This window comes from Phenylobacterium sp. (assembly GCF_965284355.1).
In the GTDB taxonomy this organism is placed as follows: Bacteria; Pseudomonadota; Alphaproteobacteria; order Caulobacterales; family Caulobacteraceae; genus Phenylobacterium.
Window position 1 is genome coordinate 399,764 of record NZ_OZ260078.1, and the last position, 14,829, is coordinate 414,592.

17 protein-coding genes are annotated in these 14,829 nt (G+C 68.6%); 7 read left to right on the forward strand and 10 right to left on the reverse strand.

From position 1 onward, the window contains the following. Positions 1-41: 41 nt before the first annotated feature. Positions 42-1,304 carry an ATP-dependent Clp protease ATP-binding subunit ClpX gene (gene clpX / locus ACQ66R_RS02015; RefSeq protein ID WP_430418775.1) on the reverse strand — a complete coding sequence of 421 codons (1,263 nt, stop codon included), beginning with the start codon at positions 1,302-1,304 and terminating at the stop codon, positions 42-44. A gap of 222 nt (positions 1,305-1,526) precedes the next feature. Here clpX and ACQ66R_RS02020 point away from each other — a divergent pair, with 222 nt between their 5' ends. Continuing rightward, on the forward strand, positions 1,527-2,168 hold the full coding sequence (locus ACQ66R_RS02020; RefSeq protein WP_430418777.1) for an HAD-IB family hydrolase: 642 nt from the start codon (positions 1,527-1,529) through the stop codon (positions 2,166-2,168). Continuing rightward, positions 2,165-2,416: a hypothetical protein gene (locus tag ACQ66R_RS02025; protein ID WP_430418779.1), complete on the forward strand. Its 252-nt coding sequence runs from the start codon at positions 2,165-2,167 to the stop codon at positions 2,414-2,416. Before ACQ66R_RS02020 ends, ACQ66R_RS02025 begins: the two co-directional genes overlap by 4 nt. Here the strand turns inward: ACQ66R_RS02025 and ACQ66R_RS02030 are convergent. The 5 genes from ACQ66R_RS02030 to ACQ66R_RS02050 all read right to left on the reverse strand — a co-directional run bounded on the left by ACQ66R_RS02030 (position 2,413) and on the right by ACQ66R_RS02050 (position 9,200). Next, positions 2,413-3,354, reverse strand: coding sequence for a glycosyltransferase (locus ACQ66R_RS02030; protein ID WP_430418781.1), 942 nt, complete (start codon positions 3,352-3,354; stop codon positions 2,413-2,415). The genes ACQ66R_RS02025 and ACQ66R_RS02030 overlap by 4 nt on opposite strands. Positions 3,355-3,459: 105 nt before the next feature. Further along, positions 3,460-4,080 (reverse strand): ATP-dependent Clp protease proteolytic subunit, encoded by a 621-nt coding sequence (locus tag ACQ66R_RS02035; protein WP_430418783.1) that lies wholly within the window; start codon positions 4,078-4,080, stop codon positions 3,460-3,462. Between the two features lie 122 nt (positions 4,081-4,202). Then, entirely contained in the window at positions 4,203-4,847 is a 645-nt protein-coding gene (locus ACQ66R_RS02040; RefSeq protein WP_430418785.1) for a PEPxxWA-CTERM sorting domain-containing protein, read from the reverse strand. 9 nt (positions 4,848-4,856) lie between these two features. Further along, positions 4,857-8,351 (reverse strand): ExeM/NucH family extracellular endonuclease, encoded by a 3,495-nt coding sequence (locus ACQ66R_RS02045; protein WP_430418787.1) that lies wholly within the window; start codon positions 8,349-8,351, stop codon positions 4,857-4,859. A 210-nt stretch (positions 8,352-8,561) separates the two neighbouring features. Beyond that, the gene (locus ACQ66R_RS02050) at positions 8,562-9,200 is read right to left on the reverse strand and encodes a DsbA family protein (protein ID WP_430418789.1); all 639 of its coding nucleotides are present in this window, start codon (positions 9,198-9,200) and stop codon (positions 8,562-8,564) included. A gap of 92 nt (positions 9,201-9,292) precedes the next feature. Here ACQ66R_RS02050 and nthA point away from each other — a divergent pair, with 92 nt between their 5' ends. From nthA to ACQ66R_RS02070, 4 genes are all read left to right on the forward strand, one after another. Continuing rightward, positions 9,293-9,910, forward strand: a complete 618-nt coding sequence (gene nthA / locus ACQ66R_RS02055; protein ID WP_430418790.1) for a nitrile hydratase subunit alpha — start codon at positions 9,293-9,295, stop codon at positions 9,908-9,910. Then, positions 9,907-10,557, forward strand: coding sequence for a nitrile hydratase subunit beta (gene nthB / locus ACQ66R_RS02060; RefSeq protein WP_430418792.1), 651 nt, complete (start codon positions 9,907-9,909; stop codon positions 10,555-10,557). The genes nthA and nthB overlap by 4 nt, the downstream gene beginning before the upstream one ends. Continuing rightward, positions 10,544-10,879 carry a nitrile hydratase accessory protein gene (locus ACQ66R_RS02065; protein WP_430418794.1) on the forward strand — a complete coding sequence of 112 codons (336 nt, stop codon included), beginning with the start codon at positions 10,544-10,546 and terminating at the stop codon, positions 10,877-10,879. Before nthB ends, ACQ66R_RS02065 begins: the two co-directional genes overlap by 14 nt. Positions 10,880-10,945: 66 nt before the next feature. Then, the gene (locus ACQ66R_RS02070; protein WP_430418796.1) at positions 10,946-11,158 is read left to right on the forward strand and encodes a hypothetical protein; all 213 of its coding nucleotides are present in this window, start codon (positions 10,946-10,948) and stop codon (positions 11,156-11,158) included. Between the two features lie 24 nt (positions 11,159-11,182). Here ACQ66R_RS02070 and ACQ66R_RS02075 read toward each other — a convergent pair whose 3' ends face one another. After that, positions 11,183-11,545 carry a DUF6481 family protein gene (locus tag ACQ66R_RS02075; RefSeq protein ID WP_430418798.1) on the reverse strand — a complete coding sequence of 121 codons (363 nt, stop codon included), beginning with the start codon at positions 11,543-11,545 and terminating at the stop codon, positions 11,183-11,185. Between the two features lie 79 nt (positions 11,546-11,624). Further along, positions 11,625-12,044 (reverse strand): nucleoside-diphosphate kinase, encoded by a 420-nt coding sequence (gene ndk, locus ACQ66R_RS02080; RefSeq protein WP_430418800.1) that lies wholly within the window; start codon positions 12,042-12,044, stop codon positions 11,625-11,627. Positions 12,045-12,262: 218 nt separating this feature from the next. On the opposite strand from ndk, the gene ACQ66R_RS02085 reads away from it, so the two are divergent. Beyond that, positions 12,263-14,143, forward strand: coding sequence for an ABC-F family ATP-binding cassette domain-containing protein (locus ACQ66R_RS02085; RefSeq protein ID WP_430418802.1), 1,881 nt, complete (start codon positions 12,263-12,265; stop codon positions 14,141-14,143). 3 nt (positions 14,144-14,146) lie between these two features. Here ACQ66R_RS02085 and ACQ66R_RS02090 read toward each other — a convergent pair whose 3' ends face one another. Both ACQ66R_RS02090 and ACQ66R_RS02095 read right to left on the reverse strand, forming a co-directional pair. Beyond that, the gene (locus ACQ66R_RS02090) at positions 14,147-14,422 is read right to left on the reverse strand and encodes a hypothetical protein (protein ID WP_430418804.1); all 276 of its coding nucleotides are present in this window, start codon (positions 14,420-14,422) and stop codon (positions 14,147-14,149) included. Between the two features lie 59 nt (positions 14,423-14,481). Further along, positions 14,482-14,799: a polyhydroxyalkanoic acid system family protein gene (locus ACQ66R_RS02095; RefSeq protein WP_430418806.1), complete on the reverse strand. Its 318-nt coding sequence runs from the start codon at positions 14,797-14,799 to the stop codon at positions 14,482-14,484. Positions 14,800-14,829 lie beyond the last annotated feature (30 nt).

Genomic DNA, 14,829 nt, shown 5'->3' on the forward strand with positions numbered 1-14,829 from the left:
GCAGTCGCCTGCGGGGCCCTCAGATCGGTTCGGGATGGCGCTTAGGCCGCGCCGCCCTTGTCGCGGCGCTCGGCGTAGATGATCAGCGGCTGGGCGCGGCCCTCGATGACCTCCTGGTTCACCACCACCTCCTCGACGCCGTCGTAGGTCGGCAGCTCGTACATGGTGTCGAGCAGCACGCCTTCGAGGATCGAGCGCAGGCCGCGGGCGCCGGTCTTGCGCTGGATGGCCTTGCGGGCCACCGCGTTCAGCGCGTCGTCGGTGAAGGTGAGGCCCACGTTCTCCATCTCGAAGAGGCGGACATACTGCTTCACGAAGGCGTTCTTGGGCTCGGTGAGGATCTTCACCAGGGCCTTCTCGTCCAGATCGTCGAGCGTGGCGATCACCGGCAGGCGGCCGATGAACTCCGGGATCAGGCCGAAGCGGAGCAGATCGTCCGGCTCCACCTGACGGAAGATCTCGCCCGTACGGCGCGCGTCCGGATCCGAGACCTTGGCCCCGAAGCCGACGCTGGTGCCCTGCCCGCGCGCCGAGATGATCTTCTCCAGGCCGGCGAACGCGCCGCCGCAGATGAAGAGGATGTTGGTGGTGTCGACCTGCAGGAATTCCTGCTGCGGATGCTTGCGCCCGCCCTGCGGCGGCACGGAGGCGACGGTGCCTTCCATGATCTTGAGCAGGGCCTGCTGGACGCCCTCGCCCGACACGTCGCGGGTGATGGACGGGTTGTCCGACTTGCGGCTGATCTTGTCGACTTCGTCGATGTAGACGATGCCGCGCTGGGCCCGCTCGACGTTGTAGTCGGCAGCCTGCAGCAGCTTGAGGATGATGTTCTCGACGTCCTCGCCGACATAACCGGCTTCGGTGAGCGTCGTCGCGTCAGCGACCGTGAACGGAACGTCGATGATTCGGGCCAGGGTCTGGGCCAGCAGCGTCTTGCCGGTGCCGGTCGGCCCGATGAGCAGGATGTTGGCCTTGCCCAGTTCGACGTCGTTGTTCTTCGTCGCGTGGTTCAGGCGCTTGTAGTGGTTGTGGACGGCAACCGAGAGAACCTTCTTGGCGTGGTCCTGACCGATCACGTAATCGTCGAGAACTTCGCGGATCTCCTTGGGAGTCGGCACGCCGTCCTTGGACTTCACGAAGGAGATCTTGTGCTCCTCGCGGATGATATCCATGCACAGTTCCACGCACTCATCACAGATGAATACGGTCGGACCCGCAATCAACTTGCGGACTTCGTGCTGGCTCTTGCCGCAGAAAGAGCAATACAGGGTGCTCTTCGAATCTCCGCTGGCGGCCTTGGTCATGGTCTCATCTCACTCTTTCGACGAGGCGGGCCGGTGTTCTGGATCGCCTCGACCCGGGCATCTGACGCCCTAGCCCTGCAGGATACGCGCCGCGGGTTGTCCAAGTCTTGACATTCCCCGATCCGCGCCGGGATCACAAGCCTTCGCTCGCCGGAGCGACAATGTGCGGCGTGGAGCCGGAACCTTGGGCGCCTCGCCTTACCAAATGGGAAACACGCGGAAATGGCACAAGAGCGTGACGTCGATGACGCGGACATTCCCGATGGTCCCGAGCGGCCGCTCGTCGCCTTCGACTTCGACGGCACCCTTACAGTGCGCGACAGCTACATGGCGTTCCTCAAATGGCGGACGCCGGCCGCAAAATGGTGGCTGGGCCTCCTGCGGCTGATCCCGGCCAGCGTCGCCTACCTGTTCGATCGTGACCGCGGACGGATCAAGGCGGCCGCCACGAAGGTCTTCCTCGGCGGCGTGCCGCGCCCCCAGCTCGAAGCCGACGCGCGCCGATTCGCTGAGCACTCGCGCAGTCTGCTGCGGCCTGACGCGGTGATCGCCTGGAAGCGGTGGCGCAAGGAGCCGGTGCGCCTGATCATCGTCACCGCTTCGCCCGACATCGTGGTGGCGCCGTTCGCACGGGGCCTGGGCGCCGACGACGTTCTGGGCACGCAGCTGAGCTTCGACGATCGGGACCGGGCAACCGGGGCCTTCGCGTCGCCGAACTGCCGCGCCGGCGAGAAGGTGGCGCGGATCCGTGCGGCCTACGGCGACCTGAGGGTGCGCGCCGCCTACGGCGACACCTCGGGGGACACCGAGATGCTCGCCATCGCCGAGGAGCCCTACTATCGGGTCTTCACCGGCAAGCCATGAAGCACGCTGGCGCGGCCGCCCTCGATCAGCTTGAGACATTGCTCAACGCGCTGCGCGCCGTGCCCAGCCTGCGAGAGACGTCGCGCGGGGTCTTCTACCGCAGAGGCCGGGCGTTTCTGCATTTCCACGAAGACCCGAGGGGTCTGTTCGCCGACCTGCGCGACGGACCCGACTTCGAACGGTTCGACGTCACCGACCCGGCCGGCCGGGACGCGCTGCTGGCTGCCGCCGTGCTCCGCAGCGCCTAGGGGGAGCCGGCGATCGCGGCCCACGCGGCGGCCAGCTGCGCCTCGAACGCCGAACGGCTGAATCCCGCTGCCGTCGCCTGCCCCGCCGCCCGGCGCGCCGCGAAGCTCTCGCCGGACCGAAGTTCGTCGATGCGTCGCGCGATCGTCTCGGCGATCTCCAGGTGGCCGTCGTCGTCGAACCAGTCGCCGTTCTCCGGCGTGGCGTACTCGCGCCCGCCCCCGCCGTGAAACCCGATCACAAGGGCGCCGGTCGCCAACGCCTCCAGCGGAGGCAACCCCAGCCCCTCCAATAGGCCCGTGGCCAGGAAGATTTCGCTTTCGGCCATCACTCTTGCCACCTCGCCGCGCGGCAGCCCCTTGATCTCGATCCACGGAATCTCTGCAAGGTCGGGGCGGCGGGAGCGCAGTACGCCACGGATAAGCCGCCACTCCTGCGGCCGCCGGTTGGGGATCATCGCGACCTGCAGCCGTCGCGCCCCAGCCGCAGAGGCGGCGAAAACCGGATCGAGCGCCGGCCGCACCACGTGGGTCGGAAGGTCCCAGCCCATGCGCGCGACCAATCCGGCCGCAAAGTGGCTGGGCAGGATCATCGCCTCGGCGCCCCAGCGGCGCATGGCGGCCAGGTCGGAGAAGGCCATGAAGCTGTAGTACGGGCCCTGGTTGTGGATCAGCTTGCGGGCCGGCGTCGGCATCACCGCCTGGGCGCCGGCGCCGAACATCTCGCCCACGACCACGATGTCCCCGGCGGTCAGCCCATCGACCCCGGCCTGCCAGGGCGCGTCATAGTCCGCGGGAAACGGCTCGGGCGGCGTGCCGTCGGTGCGGATGAACAGGAAGCGGGCGTCGTAGCCCAGCCCGCGCAGCGCCGCGACGTGATCCAGGTTGACCAGCTGGCCGCCCGTCCGGTGCACGCCCTGGGTGACGTAGAATATCCGCAAGCCCCGACCCCATGCTCCCCGCGCCGAACGTGAAACGATCCGGCGCAAACGAAAAGGGCGCCGGTCTGCGCCGACGCCCTGAATTCGCGGATGCGAGACCTGCGACTATTCGTCCTCGCCGTCGCGCTTTTCCCAGACGTGGTCGACCAGGCCCCAGTCGCGGGCCTCGGCAGCGGTCATGAAGTGGTCGCGGTCCAGGGTCTCTTCCACGACTTCGATCGGCTGGCCGGTGTGCTTGGCGTAGATTTCGTTGAGCCGGCGCTTGGTCTTGAGGATGTCCTCGGCGTGGCGACGGATGTCCTGCGCCTTGCCCGAGTAGCCGCCCGAGGGCTGGTGGACCATGATGCGGCTGTTCGGGAGCGCGATGCGCTGGCCCTTCTCCCCCGCCATCAGCAGGAACGAGCCCATGGAGGCCGCCATGCCCAGGCAAAGCGTGATCACCGGGCTCTTGATGTATTGCATGGTGTCGTAGATCGCGAGACCCGACGTCACCACGCCGCCCGGCGAGTTGATGTACATCTGGATCTCTTTCTTGGGGTTCTCGGCCTCGAGGTGCAGCAGCTGGGCGCAGATCAGGCTGGCCATGCCGTCCTCGACGGGACCGGCCAGGAAGATGATCCGGTCCTTCAGCAGGCGGGAGAAGATGTCGTAGGCCCGCTCACCCCGGCTCGTCTGCTCGACAACCATCGGCACGAGGCCAAGGGCGGTGGTCACGGGATCGCTCATGGAAAGTCCTCTTTGGTGGCGGGCGTCGACAGGCCCGCGCTCTCCCTCCCGATATCGCGTGCCCCGCGTCCCGGCGCAAGGCGGCAGGGTGGCGCTCCTGTCCGGAACGCCACCCGGACCGGTCAGGCGAAGGCGATGGCGCGGCGGCGCAGCGCGGCGCCGACGCCCGCAAAGCCGAGGATCATGAGACCCCAGGTCGCGGGTTCCGGAACGGCGCCCACGTTGTCGAGCAGAAGCTGGCTCGAGTAGGTCGGATCGGGATCGTCGAAGTTGCGGACGCCCGCTTCCAGCACATAGTCGCCGGCGGCCAGCAGGCCGCTGGTGAAGCGGGCCCAGTCGGTATGGCCCAGATCGCCGACGGCCAGCACGCTGCTGGCGAACACCACCTGCTCGCCGCCCGAGCTCAGGATGCGGACGTAGGCGTCGTCGTCGTAGGGGTCGTAGTCGAACGCCAGGAACGCGGCGTCGAAGCCCACGCGGGTCAGCTTGGTGACCGTGAAGGCCTGCCTCAGGGTCGTGTAGACGCCCGCCTCGCCCGCCGTGAGCTTGGCGAACTTGTCGCCCTCGGTGGCGGTGTAGTGTTCGCCGAAGGGCTCGGCGCCGCCGGTGGCGTCGTCGGCCTCGGTGACCACCTCGACGAGGCCGTCGGTGTAGGTCCAGCCCGCGAGATCCGCCTCGAAGCCGGCGTTGACGAAGGTCGTGGCCGAGGCCGGCAGGGCCAGGGCGGCGGCGAGCGCCCCGCCCACGGCGATGGAAGTGAGTTTCATGGTCAGTCCCTACACGAACAGGAAGTCGCCCGAGGTCAGGCTGGCAAGCTGAACGTTGTTCAGCTGCAGGCTGTCGCCGGAAGCGTTGGAGATGATGACGTTCGCGCCCGACTGGGTGGCGTGGGCGATCACATCGGCGAAGTTGGTGAAGCCGGCGCCGACGAGGCGGATGTCGTCCTCGCCCGGCTTGAAGTCGATCAGGACGTCGTCGCCGAAGCCCAGGCCGTTGAAGACGAACACGTCATTGCCGCGACCGGCGGCCAGCATATCGTCGCCGGCCCCGCCGTTGATCGTATCGTTGCCGTCGGCGCCATTCAGGCTGTCGATGCCCGCGCCGCCCGAGAGGTCGTCGTTGCCGGCGCCGCCCTTGAGCGTATCGGCCCCGTCCTCGCCCTTGAGGACGTCGTTGCCGGCCAGACCATCCAGCACCTCGTCGAGGGCGGTGCCGTTCAGGGTGTCCCCGCCCGTGCCGCCCGTCTGGGTGGCCCCGTTGGCGACGCCGTTGACCGTCACCTGGACCGTGGTCGTGCTGGTCAGGCCTGCGGTATCGCGCATCACGTAGGTGAAGCTGTCGGTGGCGGACTGGCCCGGGCCCAGCAGGTCGAACGCGTCCGGGTCGGCCGTGTAGACGACCTTCCCGCCGACGATCTGCACCGTCGCGCCCTTGGCCGTCGCCGAGACCGAGACGAGCGTCTTGGTGTCGCCGGCGTTCGGATCGGTGTCGTTGGCCAGGACGTCGATCGTCACGCTCGCGTCCTCGGCGACCGACGCCGTGTCGGCGACCGCGACCGGCGCCACATTGGGCGGCGCCAGGTTCAGGCCGATCAGCGTGACGTCGTGGTCCGAAGTCCGGTACGGCGTCGTGCCGTCGTACCATGTGGCCGGACGCGTGTAGGTCTGCGGCGCGTTGTCGACGCTGCGGTTGTAGTCGAGCGCCGGGGCCTGGTCGGCGTTGATGTGCCAGTGCGCCGCCCCGGCCACCTGGCCCGCCAGCGAGCCGTTGACGAAGGCATAGTCCAGCGTGCCGATCAGGCCGTCGAAGACATAGGACGACGTCGTCTCGCCGAACGGGATCTGGTAGCCCGCGCCCCGCAGCACATCGATCGGGTCTTCACGATAGTAGGCGTTGAAGTCGCCCAGCAGGACGTAGTCGCCGTCGCTGGTGCCCGTGGGGTTGGTGTCGAGCCAGGCGTCGAGGCGCTCGGCCTGCTGCACGCGGTCGAAGTTGGAACGCGCCTGACCATCGTTCTGGTCGGCGTTCACGCCCGTGCCGCTGCCCTTCGACTTGAAGTGGTTGGCGACGGCGGTGAACTCGGCGCCGTTGGACAGCTGCTCGAAGGTGACGGCCAGGGTCGGACGGTCGTTGACGGCGTTGAAGTCGACCGCGACGCTGGTCCCATCGGCGATGCCGACGACGTCGTTCTTGTAGATGAAGCCGACGGCGATGGCGTCCGTGCCGAGGTGGTCCGGACCCGGATCGACCCACGAGTAGACGTTGTCGCCGAGCTCCAGATTGAGCCGCTCCACGAGGTATCCGATGGCGTTGCCGGCCTCGCGGTACAGCTGGGCGCGGACGGCGGGGCCGCCGGTCAGGAACGTCGGGTCCGTGGGGATGCTGAAGTCGTTCTCCAGCTCCACCAGGGCCAGGACGTCGGCATCCAGCGTGATGAGGGTCTTCACCAGCTTGTCGACCTGGCGCAGGAACTCCTCTTCGGTGTTGGCGCCGCGCGGGTCCTGGCCGTTGTCCGTCGTGCCGCCGTTGTCCAGCGTCACGAAGAAGTTGAGGACGTTGAAGCTGGCGACCTTGAGCGAACCACCCACCGCCGGCGGGGTCGGCTCGTTCGGGTTGGCGTCGGTGAAGGTGTTCTGGCCGTTCTCGACCGAGCGGACACGGTAGGCGCCGAACCCAAAGTCCAGAACGCCTTCCAGGTTGGTGATGGTGTCGCCGCCCTGGATCGCGGTGGCGGTCGAGTAGACGCCGCCATTCGGGCTCTGGATGCCCTGCCACGTGCCGTTCAGGCCGTCGTCGTAGATGATCGTCCGGCCGGCGACGGCGGTGTTGTAGGCCGCGAAGCCCGCGACGCTGGGGTCATTGGTCTGGGTGAAGGTGTAGGGTCGGCCATCGGCCGCCTCGTCGATCTGGCCGCCCAGGCCGTCGCCCTCGCTGGCGTACAGCTTCACTTCGCCCAGCCGCTCCAGGTCTTCCTGGTCGGTGACGACCAGGGTCTGGGTCAGGCGGACCATCATGCCTTCATAGGCTTCCAGGCTGCCCGGGAGGGTGACGTTGGTGGTGAGCGTGCTGAGGTCGGCGACGGCCCCGGCCTGAGTCACCTGGACGCTGGAGGCCGTGAGCTGGGTGAGGCCGTTGGCCTCGCTGACCACCCCGGTCACCGTGACGATATCACCCGGGTTCACGTCGGTGGCGCCGCCCAGGATGAACAGCCCTTCCGAGGTCAGCGGGTTGCCGTCCTGGTCGACGAGTTCCTCCTGCACGAAGAAGCCGTTCAGATTGCGCGAGGCGTCGCCGTCGTTGTTCTGGAAGTCGCCCGTCACGATGGCCTGGATGGTGACCGTCTGGCCCACCATGCCGCTGGAGGCGCCCGAACCCTGGATCGCCGAGATCTTGGTGAGCGCGACCTCGTCGCTGGTGATCGAGGCCTGGGCCGAGCCCTGGGCGCCGACGTCGTAGGCCGCGCCGTCGACGACGGTGACCACGACCGTCTCCGCCGCCTCGAACGCCGAGTCATCGAGCACCGTGAACGAGACGGTGGCCGTGTTCTGGTTCGCCGCGAAGGTGACCGAGCCGCTGGCGACCGGCGTGTAGTCGGACCCCGCGGTGGCCGTGCCGCCGACCGTGTAGGTCACGGTGAGGGGCTGGGTGAGATCGCCCGTGCGGGTGAACGTGAAGCCGATGCTGGTGTCGGCGCCGACTTCGCCACCCGAAGCGTCGGTGGCCGCCACGGTGACGACGGGCGTCACCGGGCCGCCGCCCGAGGTGGTGTGGGAACCCAGGCCGCTGAACGTATCGGTCGCGAAGCCGTCCCACTGGGCGCTCGGGTCGAACGCGTCGGAGCCGTTGGTGTCGCCGTCGGTCACCGTTTCCTTGCGGCGGATGGTGTTGTCGGCGGTGCTGGTGAGGCCCGTGCCCCACTCCGCGCCGGGGTCGAAGCCCACCTGCCCGACCACGTCGAGCACCGTGGAGCCCTGGCGCAGGACGATCGCGTCGTCGCCGTTGAACCAGCCCGCGCCGTTCGTCTGGTCGGCCTGGGCCAGGATCGCCGCAGAGGCCGAGGCCTGCGCCAGCACGAACACGTCGCCCGGCTGCACCACGCCCGTGAGGTTGATGGTCAGGCCCGCGGTCGTCGAGCCGTTGAAGAACATCTGGATGCTGTAGCCACCGGCCGCGAGATCGATCGGCGCACCGGTGCCGTTGTAGATCTCGATCGCCTTGTTGTTGGACGATCCCTCGATGACTTCAGAGATGAAGAGATTGTTGCTCGGCATGGCCGGTCCGTAGGGGGCATGAAAACGCCGCGCCGGCGACGTCCCCAACGTCGACAGCGTCGCCAGGGTGAAGCCCTGCCGCTGATCTGGTTCGCAGCCGTCCCTCCCCAGGGCCGGCCAGTCTCCCAGTTACTCTGCTAACCGGGCTATGTGACAGTCCGAAGTTGGTTCGCGCGACAGGCGAGTGACCCGCGCGCGTTCGCTGCGAAGCTAGGCGGCGATGCCTGATATCCAGTCGCGCAGCACCGCCAGCACCTGTTCGGGGGGCGCGTAGCCGCGGGTCACGACGCCGTAGACCCCCTGATCGTTGGGACCGCCCACCAGGGTCGGAAAGCCGGTGACCCCGGCGCGCTGCGACATGGCGTAGTCGCGCCAGGTCTCGCTCTTGGCCTCTTCGGTGGACCAGGCCGCCAGGAAGGCTGCGCGGTCCAGCCCGAACTCGGCGGCCAGGTCGGCCAGCACCTCGCCCGAGGTCACGTCGCGGTTCTCGGCGTAGAAGGCCCGCTGAGCGGCGGCGAGATAGCGCAGCGCCAGCTCCTCACCCTCGCGGCGGACCACGACCACGGCGCGGGCGGCCGGGTCGGTGTCGTAGATGAAGCCCTCGCGCTGGAGGACCGCCGCATCGAACGGCAGGCCCGAGGCCTCGTGGACGTGATGCCAATGCCCGGCGATCTCGGTCTTGGCCTTGTCGGTCATCGGCTTGTCGGTCCCGGGGCGCAGGCCGCCCATCACCACGCGGATCGGCAGCGCGCGACCGTAGGCCTGGCGCACCTGGTCGATGACCGGTGAAAAGCCGTAGCACCACGAGCACATCGGGTCGGCGAAGTAGATGAGGTGAGGTTCGACCATGCACGCCTCCTGCCCGGCCAGCATTGCAGCGGATCGCATCGGGGTCACGCGCGGTCTTCACCCCGGCGCCGGGTTGGGCCACCTTGTCGGCCATGGCGCACGATCATCACGACCACGATCACCACCACGACCATGAGCAGGAGCCGCCCTCGGACATCGCGCTGCGGGTGAAGGCGCTGGAATCCCTGCTGGTCGAAAAGGGCCTCGTCGATCCGGCCGCGCTGGACGCCATCGTCGACCACTACGAGAACAAGGTGGGCCCTCGGAACGGCGCCCGGGTGGTCGCCAAGGCCTGGAACGACCCGGCCTATCTGGAACGGCTGCGCGCCGACGCCACCGCCGCCATCGCCGAGCTGGGATTCACCGGCCGGCAGGGCGAGCACATGATCGCGGTCGAGAACACGCCCGCCACACACAACCTCGTCGTCTGCACCCTGTGCTCCTGCTACCCGTGGCCGGTGCTGGGGCTGCCGCCGGTCTGGTACAAGTCGGCGCCCTACCGCGCCCGCGCCGTGATCGATCCGCGGGGCGTTCTGGCCGACTTCGGGACCGAGCTGCCCGACGATGTCGAGGTGAGTGTCTGGGATTCCACCGCCGAGGTCCGCTACCTGGTGATCCCCGAGCGGCCGGCCGGGACCGAGGGCCTGTCCGAGGCCCAGCTCGCCGAACTGGTGACCCGCGACGGCATGATCGGGACGGCGCGGCTGTGAACGGCGTGCACGACATGGGCGGGATGCACGGCATGGGGGCCGTCACGCCCGAGCCCGAGGGGATCGCCTTCCATCATGCCTGGGAGGGACGCGTCCACGCGCTGAACCTCGCCTCGCCCACCCGCGGCAACATCGACGCCGGGCGGCACAGGATCGAGCTGATGCCCCCCGCCGACTACCTGCGCCTGAGCTACTATGAAAAGTGGCTGGCCCGGGTGGAGCAACTGCTGCTGGAGGCCGGCTACATCACCGCCGACGAGCTGGCGTCAGGTCGCGCGGCGCCGGGCGCGCCGAAGGGCACGCCGGTCAGGCCGGCCGCCAGCGTCCCGGCCGCCCTCACCGGCCCCTACTCGTACGTTCGCGACGTCCCGCCCGCGGCGTTCGCGGTGGGCGACCGGGTCCGGGCCCGGGTGATGAACCCGACCGGCCACACCCGCCTGCCCCGCTACGTCCGCGGCCGCGTGGGCGTGATCGAGGGCCTGCATGGCGGCCACGTGTTCCCCGACCGCCACGCCCACGGGGAAGGCGAAGACCCGCATCATCTGTACTGCGTCCGCTTCGAGGCTCGCGAGCTGTGGGGCCCCGACGCTCCGGCCCGCGACAGCGTCCGGCTCGACCTGTGGGAGCCCTATCTTGAGCGCGCCTGACGTCCAGAGCCTGCCGCGGCTGCCCCGCGACGCCGAGGGGCCGATCTTCGCCGAGCCCTGGCAGGCGCAGGCCTTCGCCCTGACCCTGAAGCTGCACGAGCGCGGCGCGTTCACGTGGACGGAATGGGCCGACGCTCTATCGACAGAGCTCAAGCGTGATCCCGAAGACGACGGCTCTCGCTACTACGAGCATTGGGTGGCGGCGCTGGAGGGCCTGGTCACGGGCCGCAAGCTGGCCGGCGCCGACGAGCTGACGTCCCGCAAGGACGCCTGGCAACAGGCCTACCTGCGCACGCCGCACGGTCGCCCCGTCGAATTGTGACGCCGCAGGGTAAGCCCCGGGGAACCTTCACCGTAGTGACGCGCTGAGCGGTTACGGGAGGTCGACATGGTGCAATACGCTGTGGCGCAGAAGGACGGCGACTGGACCGTCTTCAAGGACGGCGAGCCGGTCGCCGGCGGCCTCTCTCGGTCTGCCGCCGTGCAGATGGCCCAGGATCTGGCCTTCGAGGCCGAGGCGCGCGGCGAAGTCGTCGAGCTGTTGACCCAGGGCTACTATGGCGAACTGAGCCGGCGGTTGACCGGCTCGGCCGACGGCTAGCGGGCGAGGCTTGGGCGACGGGGATCAACCCCGCCGCATCTGGGCCTTCATCTCGCGCTTGAGGCGCGCGGCTTCCTTCTCGGCGGCCTTGCGGGCCTTGCGCTCTTCGCGCTTCAGCTGAAGCATCAGCTCTTCGTCGTTCTCGATCGCGAGGCGGCGCTCTTCCTCGGCCTTTTCCTTGGCGAGGCGGGCGGCTTCCTTCTCGGCGGCGCGGCGGGCGCGCACTTCCTCGAGTTCGCGGGCCTTCTTCTGGGCGCTGGTTTCGAACGCGCCTTCGGCGGCTGGGACGGCGGGTTTCGGCTTGAACTTCGCCAGAAGGGCTTTCCGGGCCTCGGCCTGAGCGGCGAGGCGATCGGAGAAGCCAGGCATGACCTTGGATTCTCTCATGTTCACTTGTGCTGGGGTGGGGAACGAAACAGCTCCGCGGAGCGATCCCCGCGGAGCCTGACTAGGCGGGCCCTACGGCTCAGCCGACGATGTCGGCGTCCGTGAAGAACTGGGCGATCTCGAGCTTGGCGTTCTCGAGGCTGTCCGAGCCGTGCACCGAGTTCTCGCCGACGCTCTCGGCGTACAGCTTGCGGATGGTGCCGTCGGCGGCCTGGGCCGGGTTGGTGGCGCCCATGACTTCGCGGTAGCGCGCCACGGCGTTCTCGCCTTCCAGCACCTGGACCACGACCGGGGCCGAGGTCATGAACTCGACCAGCTCGCCGTAGAACGGGCGCTCGGCGTGAACCTCGTAGAACTTCTTCGCCTGGGCCTCGGTCATCTTGATGCGGCGCTGGGCCACGATGCGCAGGCCGGCATCCTCGATCACCGCGTTGACCTTGCCGGTCAGGTTACGACGCGTGGCGTCCGGCTTGATGATCGAGAAGGTGCGTTCGGTCATGGGCTCCGTTGGGGCTCTTGGGAAGATGGGGAGGTGCGCAAGGGCGGACCCTTCGCGCGTCGGCGCGGTCTATATCGCCAACCGCCGTCGCGGATCAACCCGCTAGAGGCCCCCTGCGCCGGCTCGCGACGTTTCGCCCCGCGCATTTCCGCCGATGCGCGGCGCGCCCATGACGCAGCGCACCATGTCTGCTAGACGCGGCGCCCACGGATCTTCCCATGCTGCAAATCAAAGACCTTGTCCTCGACGCCTGGGGCCGCCGCTTCTTCGACCAGGCCACGATCACGCTGCCCAAGGACGCCAAGGTCGGCCTCGTGGGTCGCAACGGCGTGGGCAAGTCGACGCTGTTCAAGGTGATCCTGGGCCAGCTGCATCCCGGCGGCGGCGAGATCGGCCTGCCCCGGCACGCGCGGATCGGCTCGGTGGACCAAGAGCATCCGGCCACCCCGGTCACCCTGCTGGAGACGGTGCTCGAGGCCGATGTCGAGCGGCACACCCTGCTCTCCAACCTGGACACGGCCCCGCCGGAAGAGCTGGGCGACATCTATGCGCGGCTGATCGAGATCGATGCCGACCGCGCGCCCTCACGCGCCGCCGAGATCCTGGCCGGCCTGGGCTTCTCGCAGGAGGACCTGGCCCGGCCCATGGCCGAGTTCTCGGGCGGCTGGCGGATGCGCGTGGCGCTGGCGGCCAGCCTGTTCGCCGAGCCCGACCTGCTGCTGCTGGACGAACCCACCAACTACCTCGACCTGGAAGGCGCCCTGTGGCTGGAGGCGCGGCTCAAGAAGTACCCGCACACGGCCATCGTCATCAGCCACGACCGCGAGCTGCTGAACAACTCCTGCGACCACATCCTTCACCTGAAGGACGGCAAGCTGAACCTGTACCCCGGCGGCTACGACAACTTCGAGCGGCAACTCGCAGAGAAGCTGCGCCTGCAGGAAGCGACCCGGGTGAAGGTCGAGGCCCACCGGGCCCATCTGCAATCGTTCGTCGATCGCTTCCGCGCCAAGGCCTCAAAGGCGACCCAGGCCCAGTCGCGCCTGAAGATGATCGCCAAGCTGCCGCCGGTCTCGGCGGTGATCGAGGAGAGGGTGACCCCGTTCTCCCTGCCCTCGCCCGAGCGCCCCCTGGCCCCGCCGCTGCTGCGGCTGGAGGACGCCTCGGTGGGCTACGGCGGCGCGCCGATCCTGAAGAAGCTGAACCTGCGCCTCGATATCGACGATCGGATCGGGCTGCTGGGGGTCAACGGGGCCGGCAAGTCGACCTTCGCCAAACTGGTCGCCGGCGCGCTGACCACCGAGGCCGGTACGCTGCATCGCAGTCCTAGGCTGAAGGTGGGCTGGTTCCACCAGCATCAGATCGAGGCGATGGATCCCAACGACACGCCGCTGGACATCATCCGGCGGCTGATGCCGGGGTCCACCGAAGCCTCGCGCCGATCGCGCCTGGCGCAGTTCGGGATCAGCTTCGAGAAGTGCGAGACGACGGTCGCCAACTTGTCCGGCGGCGAGCGGGCGCGCCTGTTGCTGAACATGGTGGCCATGGAGGCCCCCCACCTGCTGATCCTCGACGAACCGACCAACCACCTCGACATCGATTCGCGCCGGGCCCTGCTGGACGCGCTGAACGACTACGAGGGCGCGGTGATCCTCATCACCCACGACCGCTCGCTGATGGAGCTGGTGGCTGATCGGCTGTGGCTGGCGGCCGACGGCAGGATCGAGCCGTTCGACGGCGACATGGAAGATTATGCCGCAATGGTGCTCGAACGCGCCCGCGTGGCGGCGCGCAGCCCGACGCAGGTGAAGGCCGAGCCGGAGCCTGTAACCCCGCCCCCGCCGGCGCCCGCGCCGCGAACCAAGGTTCCAACCGGCACAGCACGACGCCGCGCCGAGACGGCCGAAGCCGCGTTGGCGAAGGCGAACGAACTGGTCGCGACGATCGACCGGGCCCTGAGCGACCCGGCGACCTTTGCCGGCAACCCCGCGAAGGCGGCGGAACTGGGGCGCAAACGCGAGGCCGCTCAGAGCGCCCTGGAGGCCGCCGAGCTCGAATGGATCGAGGCTCAGGAGGCCTACGAGGCGCTCATCCAGTAGGCGTCAGGTGATGTGCTTTGGGCTGATCGGGTCCGAGCCCGGGAAGGTCTCTTCCAGCGCTTCGTCGACCAGAGCTTCCTGGCGGTCCTCGGCCTTGGCCTCGCGCTCGGCCATGTGGTCGACCTTTTCCCCTTCCGGCGGCGGCTCGACCGGCCGGACGTGCGCCGCCTCGAAGTGACGGTGCTCTTCCAGCGCCTTTGCGGCCTCGGTCGAAGGCTGGTCGGTGTCGTGGCGGATCGGGGCCTCGGCGGCGTCGTGGCGGGTGTCGTTGTTGGGCATATGGGGCTCCTGAAACGTGTCTCCCGAACAACGTCCGCCTGCGGTTTAGGTTGCTCCGATCAGCCCCGCTTGGGTCCCTCCAGCAGAACCTGCCCCTGTTCCCGCAGCCGGCCTTTCACCTTGCCGGCGATCATCGCGAAGATGCCCGGCAAGTTCACCTCGAGGCAGACCTCGCGGTCGTGCACGAGGATCTTGCCCGACACGGTCTGACCGATCGCCACCAGCGAGAACTGCAGGGTGTCGCCGTCCCAGGTCTTCTCCAGGTCGCCCACCGCGCCGATCTGGCCGGTCAAACGCGCGGCCCCCTCGTCGATACGGCGGCGCGCCTCGGCGCGACCGAGTTCATGGGGAATGTTCACGACGACAGGCTTGCTCATGACGCCACAACACTTGGGGCGCCCGGTGCG

What these genes read in the sequence shown, in the direction of transcription:
- clpX (WP_430418775.1), bottom strand. Translation starts at nt 1,304, where the DNA reads ATGACCAAGGCCGCCAGCGGAGATTCGAAGAGCACCCTGTATTGCTCT.
- ACQ66R_RS02020 (WP_430418777.1), top strand. Translation starts at nt 1,527, where the DNA reads ATGGCACAAGAGCGTGACGTCGATGACGCGGACATTCCCGATGGTCCC.
- ACQ66R_RS02025 (WP_430418779.1), top strand. Translation starts at nt 2,165, where the DNA reads ATGAAGCACGCTGGCGCGGCCGCCCTCGATCAGCTTGAGACATTGCTC.
- ACQ66R_RS02035 (WP_430418783.1), bottom strand. Translation starts at nt 4,080, where the DNA reads ATGAGCGATCCCGTGACCACCGCCCTTGGCCTCGTGCCGATGGTTGTC.
- ACQ66R_RS02040 (WP_430418785.1), bottom strand. Translation starts at nt 4,847, where the DNA reads ATGAAACTCACTTCCATCGCCGTGGGCGGGGCGCTCGCCGCCGCCCTG.
- ACQ66R_RS02045 (WP_430418787.1), bottom strand. Translation starts at nt 8,351, where the DNA reads ATGCCGAGCAACAATCTCTTCATCTCTGAAGTCATCGAGGGATCGTCC.
- ACQ66R_RS02050 (WP_430418789.1), bottom strand. Translation starts at nt 9,200, where the DNA reads ATGGTCGAACCTCACCTCATCTACTTCGCCGACCCGATGTGCTCGTGG.
- nthA (WP_430418790.1), top strand. Translation starts at nt 9,293, where the DNA reads ATGGCGCACGATCATCACGACCACGATCACCACCACGACCATGAGCAG.
- ACQ66R_RS02070 (WP_430418796.1), top strand. Translation starts at nt 10,946, where the DNA reads ATGGTGCAATACGCTGTGGCGCAGAAGGACGGCGACTGGACCGTCTTC.
- ACQ66R_RS02075 (WP_430418798.1), bottom strand. Translation starts at nt 11,545, where the DNA reads ATGAGAGAATCCAAGGTCATGCCTGGCTTCTCCGATCGCCTCGCCGCT.
- ndk (WP_430418800.1), bottom strand. Translation starts at nt 12,044, where the DNA reads ATGACCGAACGCACCTTCTCGATCATCAAGCCGGACGCCACGCGTCGT.
- ACQ66R_RS02085 (WP_430418802.1), top strand. Translation starts at nt 12,263, where the DNA reads ATGCTGCAAATCAAAGACCTTGTCCTCGACGCCTGGGGCCGCCGCTTC.
- ACQ66R_RS02090 (WP_430418804.1), bottom strand. Translation starts at nt 14,422, where the DNA reads ATGCCCAACAACGACACCCGCCACGACGCCGCCGAGGCCCCGATCCGC.
- ACQ66R_RS02095 (WP_430418806.1), bottom strand. Translation starts at nt 14,799, where the DNA reads ATGAGCAAGCCTGTCGTCGTGAACATTCCCCATGAACTCGGTCGCGCC.